This is a genomic window from Sorangiineae bacterium MSr11954 (assembly GCA_037157815.1).
Taxonomy (GTDB): Bacteria; Myxococcota_A; Polyangia; order Polyangiales; family Polyangiaceae; genus Pendulispora; species Pendulispora albinea.
In genome coordinates, this window is record CP089984.1 from 2253847 (window position 1) to 2277105 (window position 23259).

15 protein-coding genes are annotated in these 23259 nt (G+C 66.9%); 6 read left to right on the forward strand and 9 right to left on the reverse strand.

The annotated features are described in order from the left end of the window. Window positions 1-54 precede the first annotated feature (54 nt). Window positions 55-1758, forward strand: a complete 1704-nt coding sequence (locus LZC94_09245; protein WXB17452.1) for a hypothetical protein — start codon at window positions 55-57, stop codon at window positions 1756-1758. 43 nt (window positions 1759-1801) lie between these two features. Here LZC94_09245 and LZC94_09250 read toward each other — a convergent pair whose 3' ends face one another. The 3 genes from LZC94_09250 to LZC94_09260 all read right to left on the reverse strand — a co-directional run bounded on the left by LZC94_09250 (window position 1802) and on the right by LZC94_09260 (window position 4951). Continuing rightward, window positions 1802-2662: an RNA polymerase sigma factor gene (locus LZC94_09250; GenBank protein WXB17453.1), complete on the reverse strand. Its 861-nt coding sequence runs from the start codon at window positions 2660-2662 to the stop codon at window positions 1802-1804. Then, window positions 2659-3567 carry a haloalkane dehalogenase gene (locus tag LZC94_09255; protein WXB17454.1) on the reverse strand — a complete coding sequence of 303 codons (909 nt, stop codon included), beginning with the start codon at window positions 3565-3567 and terminating at the stop codon, window positions 2659-2661. Before LZC94_09255 ends, LZC94_09250 begins: the two co-directional genes overlap by 4 nt. Window positions 3568-3640: 73 nt before the next feature. Then, complete coding sequence (locus LZC94_09260; protein WXB17455.1) at window positions 3641-4951, reverse strand: beta-lactamase family protein; 1311 nt, start codon at window positions 4949-4951, stop codon at window positions 3641-3643. Window positions 4952-5028: 77 nt separating this feature from the next. Here LZC94_09260 and LZC94_09265 point away from each other — a divergent pair, with 77 nt between their 5' ends. Together LZC94_09265 and LZC94_09270 are read left to right on the forward strand one after the other, a co-directional pair. Then, window positions 5029-5697 (forward strand): TetR/AcrR family transcriptional regulator, encoded by a 669-nt coding sequence (locus tag LZC94_09265; GenBank protein ID WXB17456.1) that lies wholly within the window; start codon window positions 5029-5031, stop codon window positions 5695-5697. After that, on the forward strand, window positions 5697-7061 hold the full coding sequence (locus tag LZC94_09270) for an FAD-binding protein (protein WXB20365.1): 1365 nt from the start codon (window positions 5697-5699) through the stop codon (window positions 7059-7061). The genes LZC94_09265 and LZC94_09270 overlap by 1 nt, the downstream gene beginning before the upstream one ends. 80 nt (window positions 7062-7141) lie before the next feature. Here LZC94_09270 and LZC94_09275 read toward each other — a convergent pair whose 3' ends face one another. The 3 genes from LZC94_09275 to LZC94_09285 form a co-directional block, all read right to left on the reverse strand. Further along, window positions 7142-10009, reverse strand: coding sequence for a M36 family metallopeptidase (locus tag LZC94_09275; protein WXB17457.1), 2868 nt, complete (start codon window positions 10007-10009; stop codon window positions 7142-7144). A 143-nt stretch (window positions 10010-10152) separates the two neighbouring features. Beyond that, a complete protein-coding gene (locus tag LZC94_09280; GenBank protein WXB17458.1) occupies window positions 10153-12405 on the reverse strand; it encodes a hypothetical protein in 2253 nt (750 codons plus the stop codon). 271 nt (window positions 12406-12676) lie between these two features. Beyond that, window positions 12677-13555, reverse strand: a complete 879-nt coding sequence (locus LZC94_09285; protein WXB17459.1) for a hypothetical protein — start codon at window positions 13553-13555, stop codon at window positions 12677-12679. Window positions 13556-13573: 18 nt separating this feature from the next. Here LZC94_09285 and LZC94_09290 point away from each other — a divergent pair, with 18 nt between their 5' ends. The 3 genes from LZC94_09290 to LZC94_09300 are packed head-to-tail and all read left to right on the forward strand — an operon-like array spanning window position 13574 to window position 19668. After that, the gene (locus LZC94_09290) at window positions 13574-15193 is read left to right on the forward strand and encodes a 4-alpha-glucanotransferase (protein WXB17460.1); all 1620 of its coding nucleotides are present in this window, start codon (window positions 13574-13576) and stop codon (window positions 15191-15193) included. Next, window positions 15190-17328, forward strand: a complete 2139-nt coding sequence (glgX, locus tag LZC94_09295; GenBank protein WXB17461.1) for a glycogen debranching protein GlgX — start codon at window positions 15190-15192, stop codon at window positions 17326-17328. The genes LZC94_09290 and glgX overlap by 4 nt, the downstream gene beginning before the upstream one ends. A gap of 18 nt (window positions 17329-17346) precedes the next feature. Next, a complete protein-coding gene (locus LZC94_09300; GenBank protein WXB17462.1) occupies window positions 17347-19668 on the forward strand; it encodes a protein kinase in 2322 nt (773 codons plus the stop codon). A gap of 58 nt (window positions 19669-19726) precedes the next feature. Here the strand turns inward: LZC94_09300 and LZC94_09305 are convergent, their stop codons facing one another. From LZC94_09305 to LZC94_09315, 3 genes are all read right to left on the reverse strand, one after another. Further along, window positions 19727-20638: an Rpn family recombination-promoting nuclease/putative transposase gene (locus LZC94_09305; protein ID WXB17463.1), complete on the reverse strand. Its 912-nt coding sequence runs from the start codon at window positions 20636-20638 to the stop codon at window positions 19727-19729. 438 nt (window positions 20639-21076) lie between these two features. Then, the gene (locus LZC94_09310; GenBank protein WXB17464.1) at window positions 21077-21511 is read right to left on the reverse strand and encodes a potassium channel family protein; all 435 of its coding nucleotides are present in this window, start codon (window positions 21509-21511) and stop codon (window positions 21077-21079) included. Then, window positions 21508-23256: a hypothetical protein gene (locus LZC94_09315; GenBank protein WXB17465.1), complete on the reverse strand. Its 1749-nt coding sequence runs from the start codon at window positions 23254-23256 to the stop codon at window positions 21508-21510. Before LZC94_09315 ends, LZC94_09310 begins: the two co-directional genes overlap by 4 nt. Between the last annotated feature and the right edge of the window lie 3 nt (window positions 23257-23259).

Genomic DNA, 23259 nt, shown 5'->3' on the forward strand with positions numbered 1-23259 from the left:
CCCATTCTTTAGGAGTTACGGGTACATCCCCGAGCGGGACCCCCCATTCGCTTCATGCAGAAGATGGACCTCGTCGCCCCCGAATTTCCGGCATCGATCGGAGAGTCGGGCCCCTATTTGGGAGCAGTTCTCGGTCGGGTGCAGGCCTTCCTCCGGCGCCTGAGCGACCGTACGCTCGCGCTCGTCATTGGGGCAGTCCTCTTCGTCGTGGCGGCGTGGCCTCTCGGGTTGGTGGACGTCCCGCCGCTTCAGGATCTGCCGAACCATCTGGCGACGGTGACGGTCATCACGCACCCGGAGCGCTACCCCGAGTTCGTCGGCAATGGGTTCTTCAAGACCAACGCGGCGCTCTTCGGGTGGCTTTGCCTGGTGGGCAAGCTCACGGGGGTCAAGGTCGCGGCGCGGCTGTTCGTGCTGATGGTGCTCGGGCTCAACGCCGTGGTGTTTCCGCAGTTCATCCTGCGGTTCACGGACCGGCGGCGCCTCATCGTGGCGAGCTTCTTCATCTGGCCGGTCATCCACAATTGGTTCGTGTCGATGGGGATGCTCGACTTTGCGCTCGGCGTCCCGCTCTCGCTTTTGCTGCTCATGGCGGCCGATCGGCAACGGCTCGCGCCGGGGTGGCTGAACGCCACCTTGGTCGCGGTGATCGCGCTCGCGGATTGGTATGCGCACGTCTTCACCTTGATGGTGGCGTGCATGCTCCTGGTGATCCACGTGGCCGAGCGTCGCTCGTGGCGCGATCGGTTCTCGGAGGCGCTCCGGCTGTTCGTGCCGCTCGGGCCCGCCGCGGTGCTGACCCTCGTGTCGCTGTACAACCATATGACCGAGCCGGTGGGCGCGATGACCGGCTATGTCGACACGCGGATGCTCATCCCGCCGTGGGAGCTCGCCTACAACTTGTGGGCGGAGTGGTTCTGGGGCTTCACCTGGCTGTCGATCTCGTCGCTGGTGCCGGCGGCGCTCCTGGCCCTCTACGCCTACCTGCGCCGCAACGAATCGCCCACGTTCTTCTCTCCGTTCGCCTTCTTGGTGCTGGGCGGCCTCTTTCTCTTTTTGCCCTACGTGGCGACGAACTGGTTCCACGTCAACTCGCGCGTGATCCCCTACCTCTGGGTCGCGGCGTTCCTGCGCTTGCCGAGCCGCATCGACCCGCGCCTCTACAAGGTGCTGGGCGTCTCGGCGCTGCTCTACACGGTGGGTATGGGCATCGACTACCACCGGCTGGACAACGATCGATTGAAGTTCACGGCCGGGATGTCGGTGGTGCCCGAGGGCTCGAGGCTCTTGCCGCTGATCTTCCGGCGCAAGCTGACCAGCGAGAACACGCGCAGCCTGCAGCACGCGTGGGGCTTCTATGTCACCGAGAAGCAAACGAGCGCGCCGCTCTTGTTCGCGCACTCGCGCTCCTTCCCCGTGATGTACCGCGATCCGCCCGATCCGAGGTTCAACCACCTGGTGCTCGAGAGCTTCGCGCCCACCATGCTGTCGCCCGACTGGGGCTGCAACATCCTCCGCAGCGGGGGCATCTTCGAGCAAGACTGCGAGGGCATGTGGCGCCGTCAATGGGCGTCGTTCTGGCAGGCGGCCGCCCCGCAGTACGATCACGTCCTCATGTGGGACGCAACGCCCGAGGTGCAGGCGCTCGTTCCCCCCGAGTATCGGATGGTGCTCAAGCAGGAGCACCTCACCATCTACGAACGCTCCGACGCGCGGGTCAGCCGTCTCGCACCGGTGACGTCGGAAGTGGCGCGATGAGGCTCGGCGGCCTTTGCGCGAGCGATGACTAGGCGAGCGATGACTAGGCGAGCGATGACGCCGGGGTGAGTAGGGTTCGGAGGTGGGCGGCGAAGTCTTCGGGAGAGGTGAAGGCGGGCTGCGCGCGGAAGAGGGCGACGGAGTCGCGGATGGATTCGATTTCGCCCAGGGCTTGGATGACCTCGAGCGACGTCTTGCCGCGCGATACGGTGTAGCCCTCGTATTGGAGACGCGCGGGATCGAGGCGGCCCTCGGTGACGTTGTGGTTCACTTGGAAGGCGCATCGGCAGGAGGCCTTGGGGTTCGATACGCCGCAGTGCTTCGTCATGAAGCCGTCGAGGGTGGCCCGCGCGCGTGACAACCGCTTGCGAAAGGCGGCTTCGGTGATGCCGAGGATGGAAGCCGCCTCGGGGGACTCGAGCTCGCAGATGGCGCCGAGCACGAAGGCCATGCGGTGCGGCTTGTCGAGCGATTGCAGCATGGCGTGCGTGCAGCCGAGGAAGATCTCTTCCTCCAGGATGCGCCGGTCGGCGAGGGCCAGGGTGTCGGGCGCGATGGCGTTGGGCGGCTGGCCGAGGTGGCCTTCGGCGAGCTCTTCGAACGTCCAGCGCCGCGCGCGCTTTCGCTGGCGCACGAGGTAGCGGGTGGCGATCCGGTAGGCCCACGTTCGGACCGCGCTCTCGCCCCGGAAGGTCGAGAGCTGCGTGACGATGAGCACCAGGATCTCTTGCGTCGCGTCGCGCGCGGGCTCGGTCCGGCCCAGCACGCGCAGCGCGAGCCGGTACAGCGGATCTTGGAGACCGCGAACGAGCTGCTCGAGCGCGTCGCGATCGCCCTGCTGCGCGCGGTGGGCGAGGACGTCGAGGGTGGGGAGCGGGGCGCGTTCGGTGCGTTCGGTGCTCATGCAGACGGCGGCAAGGTGTCGAGCCAATCGGAGATGGCCTCCGCGATGGCGAGGGGGGAGTCCTCTTGCAGGAAGTGTAACCCGCGCACCGTCACCTCGCGCTGATTCGGCCAGCGCCGGCATGCCTCGCGCAGCTTCCCGACCAGCACCCGTCCGGGCTCGGCGTTGACGAACAGCTTCGGGATGGGCGATGCCGCCAGCCAATCGGCATATTGCTGCGCCACCTCGCACATGGCGGCGGGCTCGCCATCGATGGGAAGCAGCCGCGGGAACGACAGGGTCGGCCGGCGCGACTCGCCCGGCTCGAGGAACGGACGGCGGTAGGCGTCGTGCTCGACCTCGCTCAGCTTGCGCAAGATGCTGCCCGGTAGGATGCGCTCGATGAACACGTTGTCCTCGAGGATCATCTTCTCCCCGGCGGGCGAGCGCAGCGCCTGAAAGACCGCGCGCGAGCGATCGTCCCAGCCCTCGTACGACAGCGGCCCGACGATGGCTTCCATGTACGCGATGCCGCGCACCTTGTCCGGGTGCCGCCGTGCCCAGTCGAACCCGAGCGCCGAGCCCCAGTCGTGGACCACCAACGTGATCTTGCCGTCGGGCGGCGCCGCGCCCATCGCCTCGCCGGAGAAGAGCGCCTCGAGGAACGCGTCGAGGAACGCGCGGTGCCGAAAGAAGGAGTACGCGTCCGGCCCGGTCTCGTCGAGCTTGTCCGAATCGCCCATCCCGATCAGATCGGGCGCGATGCACCGCCCGCGCGCCGCGAGCGGATCGATGACGTTGCGCCAGAGATACGAGGACGTGGGGTTGCCGTGCAGAAAGACGATGGGATCGCCTTGGCCGCGGTCGACATAGGCGAGGGAGTGGCCGAGGACGTGGATGCGCTTTTTGGGGTGCTGGAGGTTCATGCTCGGTTAGGGACCGCGCCGCCCCGGGGTGTGACCGAAAATCGTACGAGCCCGTGCGAATCTGCGATTCGGGCTATTTTGCGTGGGTTTCGCCCGTTCCATAGATGGCGCGGCGCACGGCATCGGGGAACTCGCCCTCCATGCCCGCGACGGCCGTGTTGGTCAGGATCACGACGGTGAGCTTGTTCGTGGGGTCGACGAAGTAGTTGTGCCCCCAGGCGCCGCCCCACTGGTACGTGCCGGGCGCGGACGGGTTGTTCGGGATCGGCTTCTTGATGACCGAGAACCCCAGGCCAAAGCCCTTGGTGCCGCCGGAGCCAAACACATCGAGGTCGCCAATTTGATTGGTCGACAGGAGCGCGACGCTCTCGGGGCGCAAAATCTTGCCGCCGCCGGTGCGCAAGGTCTCGAGGAACTTCACGTACGCCTGCGCGGTGCCGTTCATGCCCGCCCCGCCCGACGCGTACGACTTCGGGTCGAACACGCGCGCCGGCGAGAAGGAGATCACCGCGGAGCCAAAGGGAACGAGCTGCGGATCGACCATGCGGACCGCCCGCGGCTTGCCATCGGCGTACGGGGTTGCGAGGCGCGCGGGATCGGGCGCGGCAAACGACGCTTCGAGATCGAGCGGCCCGGTGACATAGCGCTGCACGACCTCGGGCAAGGGCGCGCCGGCCGCCTTGGCGATGACGGCGCCGAGCACGTCGGTGGAGAGCGAGTAGTTCCATTGGGTGCCGGGCTCGAACAGGAGCGGCACCTTGTTCAACCGCGCGAGGTTCTCCTCGAGCGAGAGGCCCGGCTGATCGAGCCCATCGGAGACGCGCGCGCGGTGATACGGGCCATCTTTCCCTTCGAGGAAGCCATAGTTGATGCCCGACGTGTGGGTGAGCAGCTGCCGCACCGTGATGACGGGGATCTTGCCGCTGGCGAGGTGCGGTCGAAACTCGGGCAGCCACTTGGTGACGGGATCGTCGAGCCCGATGGCTCCCTTCTCCACCAGCGCGAGGGTCGTGGCCGACACGATGGCCTTGGTGGCCGAGGCCAGACGGAACACGGTGTCCTCACGCATCGGCTTTTTCGCCTCGCGATCGGCGAAGCCCGCGGCGCGCTGGTAGACGACCTTGCCGTCCTGCAGGGCGATCGTCACCGTGCCGACGATGCGGCCCTCGGCGATGGCCGTGTCGATGACCGCGTCGACCCGGCGCGTGCGGTCATCCGGCGCAGGGCGCTCACCCTGCGCATGGTAGCCGTCGACCTCCGAGGTGAGCGCCGCGGCGGAGAATACGCGGGACGAGGTGGCCGCCGGCGGGGGCTCGGTGGCCGCGCACGCGAGGAGCAAGGCGGGAAGAGAAAGGGCGGTCAGAGCGCCAGCGACGAATTTCATAGTGAACGCTACGTAAGGTTCGCTTGCCACCTTCGTCAAGCGGAATATGTATAGTGAGTGCTATGAAACAGGAGCGCATGCCGACCCAAACCGGCCGCCGCGCGGAGGCGCCCCCCGCGGGGGAGACACGCGTCACGCGCGGGCGACCCCGTTCCTTCGATCGCGACGCGGCCCTTCAGGCCGCTCTTCGCGTCTTCTGGCGTTATGGCTACGACGCCAGCTCGCTGGCCGTGCTCACGGCCGCCATGGGGATCACGCCTCCCAGCTTGTACGCGGCGTTCGGTAGCAAGAAGGAGTTGTTCTGCGAGGCGGTCGACCTCTACGAGCGCACGCATGGCGCGCGGACCAAGGAAGCTTTCCTCGAGCCGACCGCCTTGGGCGCCATCACCCGCCTCTTGATGTTGGGGGCGGAGTCGTTTTGCGCACCTGGAAACCCCTTCGGGTGTTTCATCGTGCTCGGGGCCGTCAACTGTAGTCCGGAGTCGGCAGATGTAGAGACGTTCCTGAGCAACTTCCGCCGCGCCAGCGAGAAGACGATCCGCGATCGCATCGCGCGCGGCATTCGAGAAGGCGAGCTTCCCAAAGGGACCGATGCGGCGGCCCTCGCGAAGTTCTATGGTGCCGTTGTGCAAGGCATGTCGGTGCAAGCGCGCGACGGCGCGACGCGCAAGGAGCTCGAGGGCATCGTGCATCACGCGCTCACCGCGTGGCCCGCGGGCGCGACCCCGCCAGGAGGCAAGGCGTGATGAACCAAGCGGACGCATTGGCGGAGCTCGCGAGGCTCGTTCCGGCGGAGGTGCTCTCCACGGACGCGGACATCGTGGAGAGCTACCGGCACGATCAATCGCGCTGGGGCGACGCGGGCACCCCGCTCTGTGTGGCGCGGCCGAAGTCGAAAGACGAGGTGGAGAGCGTCGTTCGATGGGCGGCGAAGCATCGGATCCCCATCGTTCCGCGCGGGGCGGGCTCCGGGTTGTCGGGCGGCGCCAGCGCCATCGCGGGGTGCGTGGTGCTCTCGCTCGAGCGCATGACGCGCATCGTGGAGATTCAGCGCGACGCCATGTATGCGGTGGTGGAGCCCGGCGTCTTGAATGGGCAATTGAAGGCGGCCACCAAGGAGCTCGGACTTTGGTATCCCCCCGATCCGGCCAGCTTCGAGTTCTCCACCCTCGGCGGGAACGTGGCGACCAACGCGGGCGGATTGTGCTGCGTGAAGTACGGCGTCACCGTCGACTACGTCCTCGGGCTCGAGGTGGTGCTGGCCGATGGCTCGCGCATCCGGACCGGCGGCCGCACGCGCAAGAACGTCGCGGGCTACGACTTGACCCGTCTGTTCGTCGGATCGGAAGGCACCCTGGGGGTGGTGACGGAGATCACCCTGCGGCTTCGCCCGGCGCCGCCGCCCGCGCAGACCCTGGTGGCGACCTTCGATTCACTGGCCGCGGCGGGGCAGGCGGTCGCCCACATCGTCAAGTCGTGCGATCCCTCGCTGCTCGAGATCATGGACCAGGCCTCCATCCGCGCCGTGGAGGCGCACCAGCCGATGGACCTCGATACCTCCGCGGCGGCCATGCTGTTCGCGCGCTCGGATGCTCCCAAGGGCGCCGAGCCGCGCCGCATCCGCGAGGCGTGCGAGGCGGCGGGCGCCACCACCGTGTTCGTGACCGAGGAAGAGTGGGAGGGGGACATGTTCCTCCACGCGCGCAGGCTCGCATTTCCGGCGCTCGAGAAGCTGGGCGCCACGTTGGTGGACGACGTGGCGGTGCCCGTTCACCTGCTGACCGAGATGATCCGCCGCATCGAGCGGGTGGCGCGCGAAACGGGGGCGCGGGTCGCGACGGTGGGGCACGCGGGCGATGGGAATTTGCACCCGCTGGTGCTCTACGACGCCAAGGATCCCGCCGACGAGGCGCGCGCGCAAAAGGCGTTTCGGACGATCATGATGGAGGCCATCGCGCTCGGCGGGACCATCACCGGCGAGCACGGCGTGGGCACCTTGAAGAAGGGCTTTCTGCCGCTGCAGCTGGGGGAAGAGTCCTTGGCGGTGCAGCGCCGGGTGAAGGAGACGTTCGATCCGCTCGGGATCATGAACCCGGGCAAGGTGATTTAAGGCTCGCGTGCCGCGGCGCCGGGGCTCGCGTGCCGCGGGGCGCGCGAGGTCGGGTCGCGGTCCGGGCTGCGCGGCGCGCCCTAGTTCCCCGTGAGATCGAAGAAGCGATCGGTCGCGGCGCCCTCGCGATGCACCCGCACCGTGACGTGGATCGTCTGCGGGCGGTCCGCGGTGATGGCGAGGCTCGCGCTGGCGATGCCGTAAGGCTCGAGCGCGGCGAGCGGGATCGTTGCATCGCCGAGGATCCGGACCCCCGCGTTCCCCGTCGTCACCGAGATGGTGGTGCCGGGGAGGCGCGTCCATCCGGCGTTGCGGAAGCGCACGGTGAGGGTGGAGTCGGTGGCGCGGGCCTCGGCCAAGGCCAGCTCGCCCTCGGTCTCGAAATTGGGGATGGCCTCGTCGAGGCTTTCGGACGACGTGGGCGGCGCGACGGCGCGAATTCCAAAGCCGCGCTTGGCGAAGCCTTGGGCGATGGCGTCGAAGTCGGCGGCGCGGCCCGCGGCGCGGACGACGGCGAGGAGCGCGTCCCGCTGCTCCGTAAAGCTCGGCTCGGGGGGCGCCGCCTTCATGCTGGCGACCACGTAGTTGGCCATGGTGCGTTTGCTCTGCTCGAAGCTGCGCCCGGAGGCGGCGCCGGCCTGGAGAAGGCGGACATAGCCTTCGAAGAGCGCGCTGGCCCAAACCTCGCCGACGTTGTGCACCTCGGCCATGTCGGTGGAGGCGATGGCGAGGGGAACGCCCTTGGGGGGATGCGCGGCATTTCGCACGTGGGCGAAGGTGAATGGGTTCTTCGCCATATCGGTCGAATAAGGCGCGCGGCGGATACCGAAGTAGTGCGCGCGGGGGACCACGCCCGTCGTCGCATATTGGGCAATGGGATAGGCTCCGCCGTCCAAGCTGCCGTTCTGCAGATCCTTCTCGCGCACCATCATCATGAGCGCGTTGAAATCGCCCCACCCCTCGCTCATGCCGAGGCACCCCGGCGTGGTACAGGGGACGAGCCGGTGGTGCATGTAGTGCGCCCACTCGTGGGCGATGATCGTATTGTCGATGGTGCCATCGTGCTGCGGCTCGCGCCCTCGCCGCATATGGGCCGCGGTGGCGCCGCAGTCGAGGAGGTACTTGAGGATGGTCCCGTCCTCGTAGCTCAACGAAAGAAACGGGATCGCGATCCCTTCGTTGCGAACGTCGGGCTCCACCACCTGATGGCCGCGCCGATCGTTGAGGAGCAGCATGCCCACGCCGCCGGCGGCCTGCACATTGGCCGCCTTCTGCGTAAAAGGACAGTTCCCGCGGTCGACGACGGCGATCTTGCCCGCCACGTTGATCGGCGGCTCGCACGCGTCGGTCGCGGCGCCGCTCGGGGCCTTGGCCAGCACCATATCGCCCTTGGCGTCGAAGATTTGGGGCCCGAAGGTCGACGCGCCAAAGCCGTCGGCGAGGGCAAAGGGAGGAAACGTCTCCAAGGAGCGGTTGCGCGGCCCCGTCCACACTTGCATCTCCAAGCGCGGCGAGGTGCCATCGGCGAAGGTCGTGATGTGCGCGTTGTTCGCCCGGCCGAAATCGGCACCATCTTGCGCCTCGGCCAGCAGCGGATCGCCCTCGACCCCGCCGCGCCCGTAGTTGGAGACCTGCGCCACCCCCGAGGCCTCGTCGAAGCCCGAATCGTACCAATAGTCGTGCATCCAATTGGTGACGTAAAACAGCTGCGTGGTGGCGGCCTTGATCTGATCGCGGCTGCTGTCCGGCCCGCGCGTCACGTCGTAGGCGCGATCGAAGGTGCTCGGCGAGGTGACGTCGGCCACGATATCGAACTTGGGCTCGTACCCATCGCCGGAGCTCTCGCCCTCGGTCTCGCTGTCCGCGTGCCGATCGTTGCGATCGCTGTAGGCCCGCACGTTGTTGCCGAAGGTGCGGCTCTCGCCGGGAGGGAGCCAGGGATCCGCTCGGCCCTCGGGGTTCGTGTTGAACCCGTTCATCGATACGAGAATGGGCTCCGCGTACGACTCGCGCGCAAAGGGCGTCTCCGCTCGGCCATCGCGGTGGGGCGAGTCATCGATGTGCGGACCGTCGGCGGGAATGTGATTCCCATCCGGCTCGGCCCAAACGCGGTAACGAAAGGAGTCGCTGGCGGTGAGCGACGTCTTGGAGAGCACATGCCCGTCGGCGGCGTCGATCGTGTACGCATACGCCTCGGTCTCCCCCGAGCCCGCGGCCCGCCCGAGCATCTCCACGTAATACGCCGGCCCCACCGCGCGCGCCGTGGCGAACAAAACCGGCTTGGCCGCCGCATCGAGCACGCGCGGGGCATGCTTGGGCGTCACCACCGCCATGCCATGAAAATCGGCGGTCAGGCCACGCGGCCCCAGGTCGCGAACGGCCGCCGTGGGGAGCGAGAGGCCAAAGTGCTCCGCGTACACGTGGGCCAGCGCCGACTCGGCGCTCCGGGGAAATACCACGCTATGCTTCGCGCGAAGCTCCTCGGCCTGGGCGCTCAACTGGGCGGAGATGGAGACGAGGTTCTTCGACGCATTCAGCACCACGCTCACCCGGGACTGAAAGACATCGACCCCGCCGACCTTCTGCGCAAACTGCAGCACGGTCGCACCATCGCCGAACGCTTGTTCACCGGTTCGTACGAGCTGGCGCGCCGTTTCCTCCTCCACCCCCAGGAGCGCGGCATGCCGGACCAAGTGCAGCCGCGCCGCCGTCTCCTTCTTCACCGGCAGCACGGCGGGCGCCGCCTCCGTCCCCGCGAGAATCAGCCGCGCCGCCCCGCGCGCATCGCGCGAGGCAACATGACCGAGCGGCGTGGAGGCCAGCGCGGCCAGGGCCGCGGCTTCATCCTCCACATCCGCGGCGGGGGGCGCGTCGCCGCGGGAACAAGCGCATAAGGATGCTCCCGCGAGCCATGCAATGCCTGCGACCCGCCATCGAAGAAACTGCATGACTGACCCTTACGTATGGCCAGACTGCTTTCTTCCTGTCTCAATTCAACTCATACGACCGATTTCCGATATTGGCGGACTTCGCCCGAAGCATGCGGGGCCGCGGGCGAAGTTCGGGGTGACTCGCGAATTGTCCGGGTGACTCAGTTGATGATCTGCGCGCAGCGGTTGTTCAAGCACCGGATATCGCCGCCGCCGGCGCAGCAATCCGATGTGGTCGTGCAGCTCTCGTACTCTTGGGCGCACCCGGAGGGTTTGTCGGTGCACACCAGTCCACCGCCCGGTGTGTTCTCGCGGCAGAAGCCGTTGCAGCACTCGTCGCCCGTTTGGCAGCTTGTCCCGTTTTGATGGCACGGGTCGACGGACCAGAAGCCGCGCAGGTTGCCCGCGTTTAGCTCTTGACCGGGCAGATAAAATGCGGGGTGGCTGGGGTCCGTGCCGGCGGGGGCGTTGATGTCGATGGCGGCCACCCAGAGCTTCTTCGGGGTCGGGTTGTCACCGGTGCCGAGATCGTACGGGTCGCCCGGGGCAACGTTCCCGTACATGCGGCGCGAGGTGAACACGACCCAGTAGTAACCGCCGGATGCAATGGGGTTGACCGTGGGCTCGTAGTTGAGGAGCTCGTCGTTCGGGTGCTGCGCGTTCGTGGGGAGATACCGGTTCGAGCCGTCCGGGTTCGCGCCGTTGAGGGCGCGGAGCGCGTTCGAAGCACCGTTCATGTCGACATACGAAATTTGCGCTTGCGCGCCGTGCCAGGTGGAGATCACGGAGCCGCTGGTCGGCACCTTCATCACGTTGTGAAAGACGAGGGCCTTGCCGTCCGGGAGCCACGCCGGCCATCCGACGAAGCCCTTGTCCGCCGGGGCGTCCGGGTTGCGGAAGATTTCGCGGAGCCCCGAGAACGCAAAGCTGCCGCACGACGGTCCGCCGGTGGTGCTGCCGCCCGCGCCGCAAGCGAAGTCCATCACCGCCAGCGAGCGGCCATTGCCGGCCTTGGGGGTGATCGAATCGTTTTCCGCCGTCCAGTAGTTGAACGCGACCTTCTTCCCATCGGGGGAGAACGCCGGGGTGACCGCTTGTTTGACCACCGCATCGAAGCCCGTCGCGGGCATCGCGCGCCCGTCGTCGCGCGCGAAGATTTGGGACTCGTTGGGATAAGACTCCTGCGTGTACCCCGAGCTTTGCAGCGCGAAGGTGCCATCGCGGTAGACACCCGACCACAGGAACTTGCGGTTGTTGGTGGTGCCACCGGGCGCGTCACCCGTGTAGTTCTTGATGACCGCCGCGCCATTCCTCAGGTTGTACGAGGCGCCATCGGCGTAGTTGGTTTGCTGCGAGAACAAGGTGGAACCATCGTCCGAAACCGTGTGGCAAACGATGCACTTGTCCTTGGCGCCCGGGACGGTCAGGACCGGAAAGGTTTGTCCGGGCTTGATGCTGAGGATCCCACCGCTGTTGCCGTCGACCTTGTAGGTCACCAATTTCGTGTTGTACGAGTTGTAATAGACGGTGCCCTTGAGCACGCCGGCGGCCACCTTCCAGGTGCGGGTGATCGTGCCGTAGGTCTTGGATCCATCGTCGATTCGCAGCTCGACCTTCAGGGCATCTCCGCGGTTGCCGTAGGTGGCCTTATCCCACGCCGATTGGAGGATTGGCTGGTTTACGAGGTTATTTCCTGCGAAGTAGCCTTTGAAGTCGAAGCCGGTCGAGGACAGGTGAATCGAGACCGCCTTGGCCGCGCGCCCCGACTGCCACTGAAGAAGAGGAGCAAAGAGGCCGCGCGGCCATACGGTGCCGTCATAAGGATAGAGCCACACCAGATCGGCCGCCGGGGTGGCCGGGCCATCGAGCCGGCCCTTGGTGGCGCCGTCGACCGGACCGCCGAGAGGACTGCCGCCCACGCCGCCGCCGCCGGGGCTCGCTGGCGCGCCGTTCTGCGTCATCTTGATCTCGACGATGACGGTGGCCACCCCGATGCGCGCCTGCGAGCGCGCCGTGATCTTGCCGATTCCGCCCAGGTTGCCGCTGGGGGTGAAGGCGCCGCCCGATGCGGCGAATTTTCCGAGCTCGCCGCGATCGATGGACCACGTGGCGTCCACTTCGCGGCCGTTGGCCTTGGCCTTGAACGCAACGGGGTTTGCCGTCACCGCGCCGTTGTTGATCTCCACTTGCACGGTGACGGTGGACGGCTCGATCGTCAGAGGGTCGACCGCGCGGCCATCGGCGTAGCGCGAGCCGTCCGGGAACTCGCCCCCGTTGGGGCCATCGATGGTCGATCCATCCTTGCCGTCGTTGGGATCGAACCCCACGTCGCCGTTGCTGCCGCACGCCGGGATCCAGGCGAAGGCCATGAGCAGCAGCAACGTCAAAAAGAGCGCAAAACTTAAGCGTCGCATCTGATTCCCTTCTTCCACCGGTCCGCCGCGCCGCGCGCGCACGACCGGATTTCGCGTTCAACGCAAATCCGAATTCGGGTTTTCGTCATTCGTGTTCACCGGACGCAAAACGGTTCCCCCAGGGAATTGCCGAGTGGCATCGTGGAACGCAGTGGCACCATTGCCGTATTGCCGGCGCTCTGTCGAATCATTTGAAAATCGGTATTCGAGGCAACGCCTCCGGCGTGATGTGTCGCCGTGTGCCAGCCTAGGATCGCGATATCCGATCGAGCTACTTGCGCGTGATGGTCAAATCGATGCGGCGCCCCACGGCCAGCGCGAAGAAAGCGCTTCCCTCGCGGCCGGAGAACGAGCCGCCGATGGCGAAGACGTCGCCGTGAAGGCCATCGTGCACGGCGTCGGGCGAGACGGTCGACACGATGTGCAATCGGGTCACTGCCGCCGCGGACACGAACGAGCGCTCGCGAAGGAGTACGAGGGTCCTCGCGATGCCCTCGCGAAGGGCCGCGACCGGCGCGCCCGCGACGTGCGTTCCGATGAGGCGCCCCGTCGCGTCGATCTCGAGGCTCACGTCCGCGCTGCCCGCGGGGCCGAATGGAACGCGCGTCCAGCTCGGATCGGCGCTCGCCGCCTGCGGAAAGGCGCGCGTGAACGCCGTGGCCAGATCCGCCACGCCGCGCTCGCCGACGGCGCCGAACAACGAGGGCGCGCTCGCTTCCCCCCCAACGTCGGGCCCGCCTTTCGCCGTTGCACCGGCCGCCCGCGTCGCGGTCGCGTTCGACGCGCTGGACGCATGGGCGGCGGCCGCGCTCTGGGCTGCGTCCGTCGCTCGCATCGATGGCGCGCGCGGCGATGCCGGGGACGCGGGTGACGCAGGTGACGCACGGGAAGCGAGGTGCTCCGCGGCGCCTCCCCCCGTGACGCTGCCCCTGGAATCCGCCGCAGCCTGTTCCCGCAAGGTCTCGGGGTCCAGTACGGGGATTTCGAACGTCTCTCCTGCCAGCGCCGGCGCCGGATCCGCTTCCGGGACCGCGGGTTGGTGGCCCAGGTCGAGCACGATGGCCACGGCGCCGAGGTGCATCGCCAGCGACAGAGCCACGGCGCTCAGGCGCACGCTCGGCACACGCGAGGAGAGAATCCTGAAAGACACGCTATAAGCTTAGACCTTATGACCCGCATCGCAGGTTGCACCATCCCGCTCTTTTCGCTTCGAACCCGCCGGAGCTGGGGCATTGGGCAGATTTCCGATCTGGTCCCGACGGCCGCCTGGCTCAAAACCGGTGGGATGCGGCTGCTCCAGATTTTGCCTCCCTATGAGCTGAGCGATGGGGAGACGAGCCCGTACGGCGCCCGCACTGCCTTTGGGTTGGACCCCGTGTACATCGACCTGGACGCGGTCGAGGATCTGGGGCCGGGCGGGGCCGAGTCCGTGCTCGACGACGGAGAACGCCGGGAGCTCGAACGCCTTCGGGCCTCCCCGCGGGTCGACTACGACGCGGTGCGCGTGCTGAAGCGGGGCGTGCTGCAAAAGGCCTTTCGAAACTTCTACGAGCGCGAGTGGCGTGAGGACTCGCCCCGCGCGTTCGAGCTGCGCGCCTTCATCGCGCGCGAGGCGGCGTGGGAGGACGATCTCGCGCTGTATGTCACCCTTCGCGAGGCGTACGGGAGCCTGGGGTGGGAGCACTGGCCCGACATGGAGGCCTCCGCGCACGAGCCCAAGGCGCTCGATCAGCGGAAAAAAGAGCACGCCGAGCGGGTGCTCGAGCACCAATACGGGCAGTGGCTCGCCCACCAGCAGTGGCAAAAGGCCCGCGAAGGGCTCGCCGCGCTGGGGGTGGAGCTGATGGGCGATCTTCCCTTCATCGTGGGCCACGAGAGCGCCGATGTCTGGGGCCATATGATCCAATTTCGAAACGACGTCACCTTGGGGGCGCCGCCCGATGCCTTTTCGCCCGAGGGGCAGAACTGGAACCTCCCCGTCTACGACTGGGAGGTGATGGACGACGATCACCTCGCGTGGATCGTGGCGCGCACCCGCCACGCGGCCCGGCTCTACGACCGCTTTCGGCTCGATCACGTGGTCGGCTATTTTCGAATGTACGTGACGCCCGTCCGCCGCGACAAAAACGAGAACGAGCGCGCAAACGAGGGCGAGGCCGCGACCACGACCGAGGGCGACGGAGCCCGCGAAAAGGGCTTCTTCTACCCCGACGGCGAGACGGCGCAGCGGGCGCGCGGGCACCGGCTCTTGAAGACCATGGTGGACGCGGCGGAGCCTGCGCGGATCATCGCGGAGGACCTGGGGATCATCCCCGATTTCGTGCGCGAGGTGCTGGAGGAGCTGGACATCCCCGGCTACCGGGTCATCCCCTGGGAGCGCGATTACGTGCGGCACGTGTATCGTACACCGAATCAATTCCCGCGCAGGAGCGTCGCCTCGTGGAGCACCCACGATACGGCGCCCATCTCGAGCTGGTGGCGCGAGCTGCAAGGCTGGGAGCGGGAAGGGCTCTCGCAGCTGGCGGGGATCGAGCTCGGCGCGGGCGACGACGAGCGCTGGATCGGCTTGATGAGCACCCTGCTGCACGCGCGCTCGGATCTCACGTTGGTCCTCGGCTCCGAGGTGGTCGGCGATGGTCTGCGCATCAACACGCCGGGCCTGGTGAGCCCCGAAAATTGGACGTACCGATTGCCCATGGCGGTGGAGGATCTCGAGCGCGATCCGGGGATCCAGCGCCGTATGGAAGCGCTGCGGGCCATGGCGAAGAGCTCCGGGCGCACCGAATGAGTCCCTATCCGGACGGCGCCACACCCGCGCCCGGCGGGACCCACTTTGCCCTTTACTCCGAATCGGCCACCGCGGTCACCGTGTGCCTCTTCGGCGATGGCGACGGCGAGACCGGCGCCGGCCTTGGGACCGAGCGTCGCGTCCCGCTTCGCGAGCGGATCGGGCACGTCTGGCATGGGTTCGTGCCCGGGGTGGGGCCGGGGCAGCGCTATGGCTTTCGCGTCGACGGCCCCTGGGATCCCTTGCGCGGCCATCGCTTCAACCCGAACAAATTGTTGGTCGATCCGTACGCGCGCGCCCTCTCGGGCAAGGTGAGCTACCGCGGCGGCGCCATCTTCGATCGCAAGGCCGACGGGAGCCGCGACGAGGCCGACAGCGCGCCCTTCGTCCCCAAGTCCATCGTGTGCGGCGCGCCCTTCGACTGGGGAGACGACTCGCCCCCGCACACGCCTTGGCGCGATACCGTCATTTACGAGGCGCACGTGAAGGGCCTCACGTACCTCCACCCGGAGATCGACCCGGCCCTTCGCGGGACGTATTTGGGAATCGCCAGCGAGCCGATGATCGCGCACTTGCGCGCGCTGGGGGTCACGGCCATCGAGCTCATGCCCGTGCACGAGACGTGCGACGAGCCCAGCGTCGCCAAGCGCGGGCAGCACAATTACTGGGGCTATTCGACCCTCGGTTATTTCGCGCCCGATCAGCGCTTTGCCGCCCGCAAGGGGGAGCAGGTGCAGGAGTTCCAGGCCATGGTCAAGGCCCTGCACTCCGCCGGCATCGAGGTGATCCTGGACGTGGTGTACAACCACTCGTGCGAGGGGGACGAGACGGGGCCTTCGCTCTTTTTGCGCGGCATCGACAATCGCGTCTATTACAAACTTCGCGACCATGGCGCGCGCACCGTGGACTTCACGGGCTGCGGCAATTCACTCAAGGTGGAGCACCCGCAGGTTCTCAAGCTGATTTGCGACAGCCTGCGCTATTGGGTCACCGAGATGCACGTCGACGGCTTCCGCTTCGACTTGGCCACCACGCTCGGTCGCGAAGGGGTCGACTTTTCGAGCCAGGCGGCCTTTTTTCGCGTGCTCCATCAGGATCCGGTCCTCTCGCGGGTGAAGCTCGTCTCCGAGCCCTGGGACCTGGGGCCCGACGGGATGCAGCTCGGCCACTTCCCGCCCAAGTGGCGCGAGTGGAACGCGCGCTTTCGCGATGGGATGCGCCGCTTTTGGAATGGTCACGACAAGTCGCTCTCCGATTTGGGATATCGACTTACCGGCTCGAGCGATCTCTTTCACACCCCGGGCCGCACCCCCACCGCCAGCATCAATTTCATCACCGCGCACGATGGCTTCACCTTGCGCGATCTGGTGAGCTACCGAGAGAAGCACAACGAGGCGAACGGCGAGGAGGGCCGGGATGGCTCGAACGACAACGCGAGCATCCACTTCGGCGTGGAGGGCGAGACCGACGACGCCATGGTGCTCGCGGCCCGCGCCCGGCAGATCCGGAACTTCTTGGCCATGCTCTTCCTCACGCCGGGGGTGCCGATGATCACCTCGGGCGACGAGATCCTTCGCACGCAAAAGGGCAACAACAACCCGTATGTCCTCGACGATGAGACCTCGTGGCTCGATTGGACCCTCGACCCCGAGGCCAAAGCGCTCCGCGACTACGTTGGAGCTCTTGCGCGGCTGCGAAAGCGTTTTCCCGCCCTTCGGCGCGAGACGTTCTTCGATGGCAACGACATCACCTGGCTCGATGTCGATGGCCATCCGATGCAGCTCGAGGACTGGGGCGCGCCCGAGGTGATGGCCCTCTCGGCGGTGATGGCCCCCGCGGCGGAGGATCCTACCACGAGCCTTTGCTTCCTCCTCAACGGCGACAAGACCGAGGTGGCGTTTCGGCTGCCCCGGCCGCGCCTACCGCACAAATCGGGCCCTGGCGCGGCCCCTCTCGGCCCGATCGCAGCCGGGGGCGAGGCGGTTTGGCGGGTGGCCGTCGACACGCGTCGACGCGACGCTTGCATGGATACGCAAGCGAATTTTCAAGCGGGCGCTACCTACACCGTCCCTCCACGGTGCTTTGCGTTGCTGGTTGCGACGAACCCGCTTGGGCCGGAGTCGGGGATGCGCTAAAAATCGACTCGGATGTCGATGATTGCTCCTTTGACCGATGAGCACACCGTGGCCGAAGTGCTCGCGGGGCGGTACGAGCTTCTGGGCCTGGTGGGCACGGGAGGCATGGGGAGCGTGTACCGCGCGCGCGATCTCGAGCTCGACGAGGTGGTCGCGCTCAAGGTGCTGCGCCGCGAGCTGGTGAACACGCCCGAGATGCTGGCGAGGTTTCGCCAGGAGGTGAAGCTCGCGCGAAGGGTGACGCACCCCAACGTGGCCCGCACGTTCGATATCGGCGAGCACCACGGCGAGAAGTTCCTCACCATGGAGTTCATCGACGGCATCTCCCTGGCCGAAATGCTCTACCAGGACCCGCAGCGCGAAGAGCTCTTTCCGCTCGCGCGCGTGGTCGACATCGGTCTGGCCATCTGCGCGGGCCTCGACGCCGCCCACCGCGCCGGCGTGGTGCATCGCGACTTGAAGCCCGACAACGTGCTGGTCACCAAGGACGATCGGGTCGCCATCACCGACTTCGGCATCGCGCGCGCGGTCCTCAGCGCCCATGTCACCGTGGGCGCGCCCGTCGGAACGCCCGCGTACATGTCCCCGGAGCAGGTCGAAGGTCTGCCGGTCGACGAGCGGGCCGACGTGTATGCCCTGGGCGAGATCCTCTACGAGCTCCTCACGGGGGTCACGGCCTGGTCGGGCGAATCCATCTTCCAGGTGGCCGCCCAGCGCCTCTTGCGCCCGCCGCCCGATCCGCGCGCGCAACGAAGCACGGTGCCCGATGGCGCCGCGCAGATCGTCATGCGGTGCATGGCGCGCAAGCCCGAGGATCGCTATGCGTCGGCCTCGGAGATCGCCGCGGCGCTGTCCACCTTGACCTTGCCGGTGGTCTCGCAGGTGCGCCCGAACGCCAAGCCGGCGGCGCCCACGCGCCCCTCGCTCCCCTTGTTGGAGACGCCGCCGGGCGACAAAAAGGTCGCGGTGCTCCCGTTCCAAAACGGCGGGAGGCCCGAGGACGATTACCTCGCCAGCGGCCTGACCGAGGATCTGATCGACACGCTCTCCGTCATGGATGGCATCCGGGTGCGGCCTCTGGGCGCCGCCATCAACGCGCGCACGCGCTCGGCCGACTCGCGCGAGGTGGGGCGCGAGCTCGGGGTGCAAGTGGTGGTCGAGGGATCGCTCCGGCGCACCTCGGGCGGGCTGCGGGTGAGCGCGCGCATCGTGAGCGTCGGCGATGGCTTTCAGCTCTGGGCCTCGCGCTTCGAGCGCCCCGAGGCGGATTTTCTCAAGGTGGGCGACGAGATCGCCTGTGCCATCTCGCGCGCGCTCATCGTGGAGCGCCCCGAGGTGCAGCAGAAGACCATCGAGGATCCCATCGCCTACGATCTGTACCTGCGCGCGCGCCACGAGCTGCACCGCTACTCGCCGGAGACGACCCAGCGCGCCATCGAGCTTTACCAAGAGGCGCTGGCGCGCACGCCGGACGATCCCGTCATCCTCTCGGGCTATGCGCTGGCGCGGCTGAAGGAGTTCATGTACTCCGACGGCAATGTCAGCGGCGACGCCACGCGCCTCGCCGCCGAGCGGGCCATGTCGCTCGCCCCGAACCTCCCCGAGGCGCACCTGGCGTCGGGCTGCGTGGCCTTCGTGTTCGGCGAGTCCGAGCGCGGCGCCCGCGAGATCCGCGAGGCGCTCCGCACGGGGAAACGGCTGGCGGATGCGCACGAGATGTTCGGCCGCCTCGCCATCGAGGTGGACCGCATCGAGGCGGGCATCGAGCACCTGGGCGCGGCCCTGTCGATCGAGCCGCGCCTCTTGCTCACCCGCGGCGAGATGGCCCGCGGCTACGAGCTGCTCGGCAACCCGCAAATCGCCGACGAGCTCTTGGCAGTGCCGCCCACCGATCCGCAGACGTACGGCGTGTACTGGTTGCAACGTGCACGCATCATCTACTGGCGCCGCGATCTGGCGGCCGCCCGCACGGCGCTCTCGCTCGAGGGACCCCTGGCGCCGGTGGATCCGGGCCGGATGATCCTCGACTCGATGCTGGATCCGTCGGTGCTCGCGCGGCAGCTCGCGTTCCTCGACCAGCGCGCCAACGTGGGCGGCCAGGCGCTGCGGCGCACGGCCATGTTCCGTCAGATCAAGGCCGAGGTGCTCTCGTACCATGGTGACGAAGACGGCGCCCTCGCGGCAACCCTGGAGGCGGAGCGCGCCGGCCTGTTCGACATCGGCTGGTGCATGCGCTGCCCCATCATCGAGGCGCTCCGCCGTCGGAAAGAGTTCCAGGAGCTCACCTTCCGCGTCGGCGAGCGCGCCGCCAAAATCCGCAGCGCGCTCGGCTTGACATAGTCGAGGCTCAGGCGTCTCGCGCGCTTCGAAAGGCTTCTTTTTCCGGTCCGGCTCGGAGTCAAAGGGGGCGGTGGCTCGCGCTGCCGTCGAAAACTTCGTCGATGGATTGGGCCATCAAAAGCCGCTCGGCCCAATGGTCGAGCTCCTCCGGCGACACGTGCCGAGCACGTTCCGCGACTTCAGCCGGAAACGCTCCAAAACGGGCGATGAAGAGCTTCCGCAGGAGCGCCACCCGGCCTTCTCGTTGCCCTTGCTGGATGAGTTTCTCTGCGGTGGACATGACGATTTCCTCGGCTTTTTTTCCAACGTTCGTGGCTACGAAGGTTCGTAAGGTGCCAGACTCGACGTCCGACACTTGCATAGTATAGCGAAAAAAAGCCGAGAGAGCGGCGAGCCCGTCGTGCTCATTCATCAGCCGCACCATCAAGGGCGCCACCTTTTCCAACGTCCTCACGGGCTCTTCGTCGTAGGGGAGGTGCTTGAATGCCAGCGCGACCATCTCCGCCAGCTCGGTCAGCGCGCGCGCTTGGATTTCGTCGTCCGTATGACGCGTCAGATCATCGAGGAGGAATCGAAAATCGATCAGGTAAGGTCCAAGGGCCTTCTTCGTCCCCTCGTCGAGATCGAGTAGCTCCGAGAAGCTCGTCGATGCCGTCCATCCCCGCTCGCTGTGATGAAGCACGACGGGTACGATCGCCGGCAACCGCGTCGCCTTTTCGTGGGCGCGCAGCCAGTCCTTCCATACGCGAACCGCATACTCCAGGACGCGGAAGGCCATCCAGGGGTCCGAGCTGCTCTGGTGTTCGAAGAGCAGCCACAAGAAGGCCTCATGGCCGCGCAACTTTGCGGCGAAGAGCAAGTCGGCGTATAGCTTCGAGAATTCTTCGTCGATGAAGGCCACGGAGACGCGCTCGAGGCTCTCCCACTGGATCTGATCCGCCACCTCGCGAGGAACCACGGAACGCAGCATCGATGCGGCGTGCCGCGGCTCGCCGAATGCGAATTTGAAAAGCGAATCGTGAGGGGTCGACGTGGCCACAGCCGATGCTACCCACGCTCACGGAAGCGCGCAAAAAAGCGTCGATCGGTAGTGGGACCGCACACCCGCCGCTAGAGCCACTTTTCTTTTCATGAAGTTGAGGACGCGAGAGGCGCGAGAGGTTGAGTTTCGTTGGTTTGCACCACGTTCGCAGGTGCTCGGGCTTCGAGCCCGCGCCCGAGTCCGTTGCCCCGAGCTCTCTCGAGATCGTACACCCAACGTCAGCGCCCGTCCTGGCGCTGGCAGCGACTCGAGCGAGTGCTTCTCCCGCTCGAGTCGCCGCTATCGACTTACCCCATGCTTCGCGCACTCGGCGTCGACCCGCTTCGCGCCCACCTCCACGATCGACGCCGGGCGCTCTCCGTCGACTCAGGCCTCTTTGGAGCTTCGCCCATTGGCGCGGCGAAGCTCGACGAGGATCTCGTCCAGCTTGGCGACGAGCGCGCTGCTGGCTTCACCGAAGCCGGCCGCTTGCTCGCGCGCTGCGCCGGACGATTCGGGCGCGACGGGCGCACCCGAATCGAGGGCGCGGGCGGAGAGGGAAGGGCCGACCATCATGACCACCGCGCCGACCATTTTTCCCACTTGGGTAACGGGGAAGACGTTTGCATAGCCGACGCTGAGGGACGTTGCGATGTAGTGGTACGCATCGAAGTAGGTCCGAACCTTCGGGTTCTTGTCGACCTCCGCCAGGTAGAAGATGGCGGTGGCCCAGGCGGTGAACGTCGCCAGCTCCTCGGCGGGGCTGAGCGCGGTCACCGCTTGGTGGGTTTCTCCGATGGGGAAGAGCGCCTCCGTGGTCACTCCGCCGATCCTTTATCGAGGATCTTCAGCGCATCCACGTCGGCGAACTTCATCACCTCTTTGAGCAGCGGCATGACGGCCGAGGTCTCGAGCATGGTCTTGGCGATGGGCCCGAGCGCATTGCCGAGCAAGGGGAACTGCCCCGAGACCGGGTTGCCGTTGGCCGCGCCATTGCCACCGCCACCGAGTCCGCCCATCTGGAGCACCTTGATCTCGCCGATGTGCTCGGCGGGCTTCATGAGCTCGTGGATGATGGCAGGACCATTTTGAATGAGCGCGGCGACCGTCTCTTGAAGCAGGATTTCCCGCGATTTGGAGTTCTGCGCCATGATCTTCTCGCGGAGCACCTCCGCCTCCTTGAGCCCGGCCTCCCTCTGGGCTTCGGCCAGCCGCGTGATGGACACCGCTTGCAACGCGGCCGCATCGGCGTCGGCCTTGGCTTTGATTTGCACGGCGTCGGCTTCACCTTGCGAGCGGAACCGCGCGGCCTCCGCCGTACCGGTGGCCGAAGCGCGCTGCGCCTCCGCGATACCCTCCGCCTCGACCTTCTTCTTGAAGGCCTCGACCTCGGCTGCGATCTTCTCCTGCTGGGCGAGCTTCTCCGCGTCGACGATGGCGATGCGCTTCAAGCGCTCCGCCTCGGCGACCCGCGCCACCGTGACCACCTCTTGGTCCGCCTTCTCGCGCAGCGCCAGCGCGGCGGCCTTTTCGGCGTCCGCTTGGGCGCTCTCCTTGGCCTTGAGGGTGAGGGTGATCTGTTTGTCGACCAGCGCGGCCTCGATGACGCGCTCTTTGTCGACCTGCGCGGCCTCGATGACCTTTTGCTTGCCGATTTCGACGGCCATCTCGGTCTGCTCTTTCTTCGCCCGCTCGACCGCGATGGTCGATTGACGCTGCAGATCGCGCGCCTCGAGCGCCTCGCTCTTGGCGATCTCCGCCTTCATGGCCGCTTCTTCTTCTTTGGCCTTTCCCTCGCGCGTCAAACGGTTTTGCGTGGCGACATTGATCTCCTGCTCGCGCGCGATCTCCGCGGTGCGCTCGGCCTCTTCCTGGATCTTCTTTTTGACGGCGATGTTCTTCTCCACGACCGTATTGGTCACCGTCTGACGGCCGGAGGCGCCGAAAATGTCGTCCGCGCGCATCTCCGAGAGGGGCGTCTGCGTGAGCTCGGTGACGGTGACCGACTCCAACGTGAACCCGTTGCGCCCCAAGTCTTCGCGCAGCGCATTGGAGACTTCCAGCGCAAAGTGCTCGCGGTTCGAGTGCAGCGCCAAGAAGTCGTTCTGCGCCGCGACCGCGCGGAGCGCGCCGACCAGCTTGGGCTCGAGCAGCTGCTGGCTCTTGATGCGGATGGCGTCGGACGAGGCGTGCCCCTCGTCGATGCCGATGGTGCGCGCAGCCTTCTTGACGTCGTCGTCATTGGGCTCCACGCGGATGTAGAACTCGGCGGACAGGTTGGTGGAGATATAGTCTTTGGTCACTAGCGCGTCGTGCCCCGCGCGCCGGATGGTCAGCCCGATGGTGGACAGCGAGATGGTCGACGCGCGGTGAAAGACCGGCACGATCCAACAGGCTTGGCCGATGAAGACGTCGGTCATGTTCCGGCCGATGCGGATGATCGCCTCCGATGGAGACGGTCTCTTGAGAAAACGTGCCATCGATGCAAAAAAGACGAAGCACACGAGAACGATGGCGCCGACGATCGCGAGGACGACCTGCCAGACCTCGAACCCATTGAAATTCATATT

Coding starts and splice junctions, on each gene's coding strand:
- LZC94_09245 (WXB17452.1), top strand. CDS start 55: ATGCAGAAGATGGACCTCGTCGCCCCCGAATTTCCGGCATCGATCGGA.
- LZC94_09250 (WXB17453.1), bottom strand. CDS start 2,662: ATGAGCACCGAACGCACCGAACGCGCCCCGCTCCCCACCCTCGACGTC.
- LZC94_09255 (WXB17454.1), bottom strand. CDS start 3,567: ATGAACCTCCAGCACCCCAAAAAGCGCATCCACGTCCTCGGCCACTCC.
- LZC94_09260 (WXB17455.1), bottom strand. CDS start 4,951: ATGAAATTCGTCGCTGGCGCTCTGACCGCCCTTTCTCTTCCCGCCTTG.
- LZC94_09265 (WXB17456.1), top strand. CDS start 5,029: ATGCCGACCCAAACCGGCCGCCGCGCGGAGGCGCCCCCCGCGGGGGAG.
- LZC94_09270 (WXB20365.1), top strand. CDS start 5,697: ATGAACCAAGCGGACGCATTGGCGGAGCTCGCGAGGCTCGTTCCGGCG.
- LZC94_09275 (WXB17457.1), bottom strand. CDS start 10,009: ATGCAGTTTCTTCGATGGCGGGTCGCAGGCATTGCATGGCTCGCGGGA.
- LZC94_09280 (WXB17458.1), bottom strand. CDS start 12,405: ATGCGACGCTTAAGTTTTGCGCTCTTTTTGACGTTGCTGCTGCTCATG.
- LZC94_09290 (WXB17460.1), top strand. CDS start 13,574: ATGACCCGCATCGCAGGTTGCACCATCCCGCTCTTTTCGCTTCGAACC.
- glgX (WXB17461.1), top strand. CDS start 15,190: ATGAGTCCCTATCCGGACGGCGCCACACCCGCGCCCGGCGGGACCCAC.
- LZC94_09300 (WXB17462.1), top strand. CDS start 17,347: ATGATTGCTCCTTTGACCGATGAGCACACCGTGGCCGAAGTGCTCGCG.
- LZC94_09305 (WXB17463.1), bottom strand. CDS start 20,638: ATGCTGCGTTCCGTGGTTCCTCGCGAGGTGGCGGATCAGATCCAGTGG.
- LZC94_09315 (WXB17465.1), bottom strand. CDS start 23,256: ATGAATTTCAATGGGTTCGAGGTCTGGCAGGTCGTCCTCGCGATCGTC.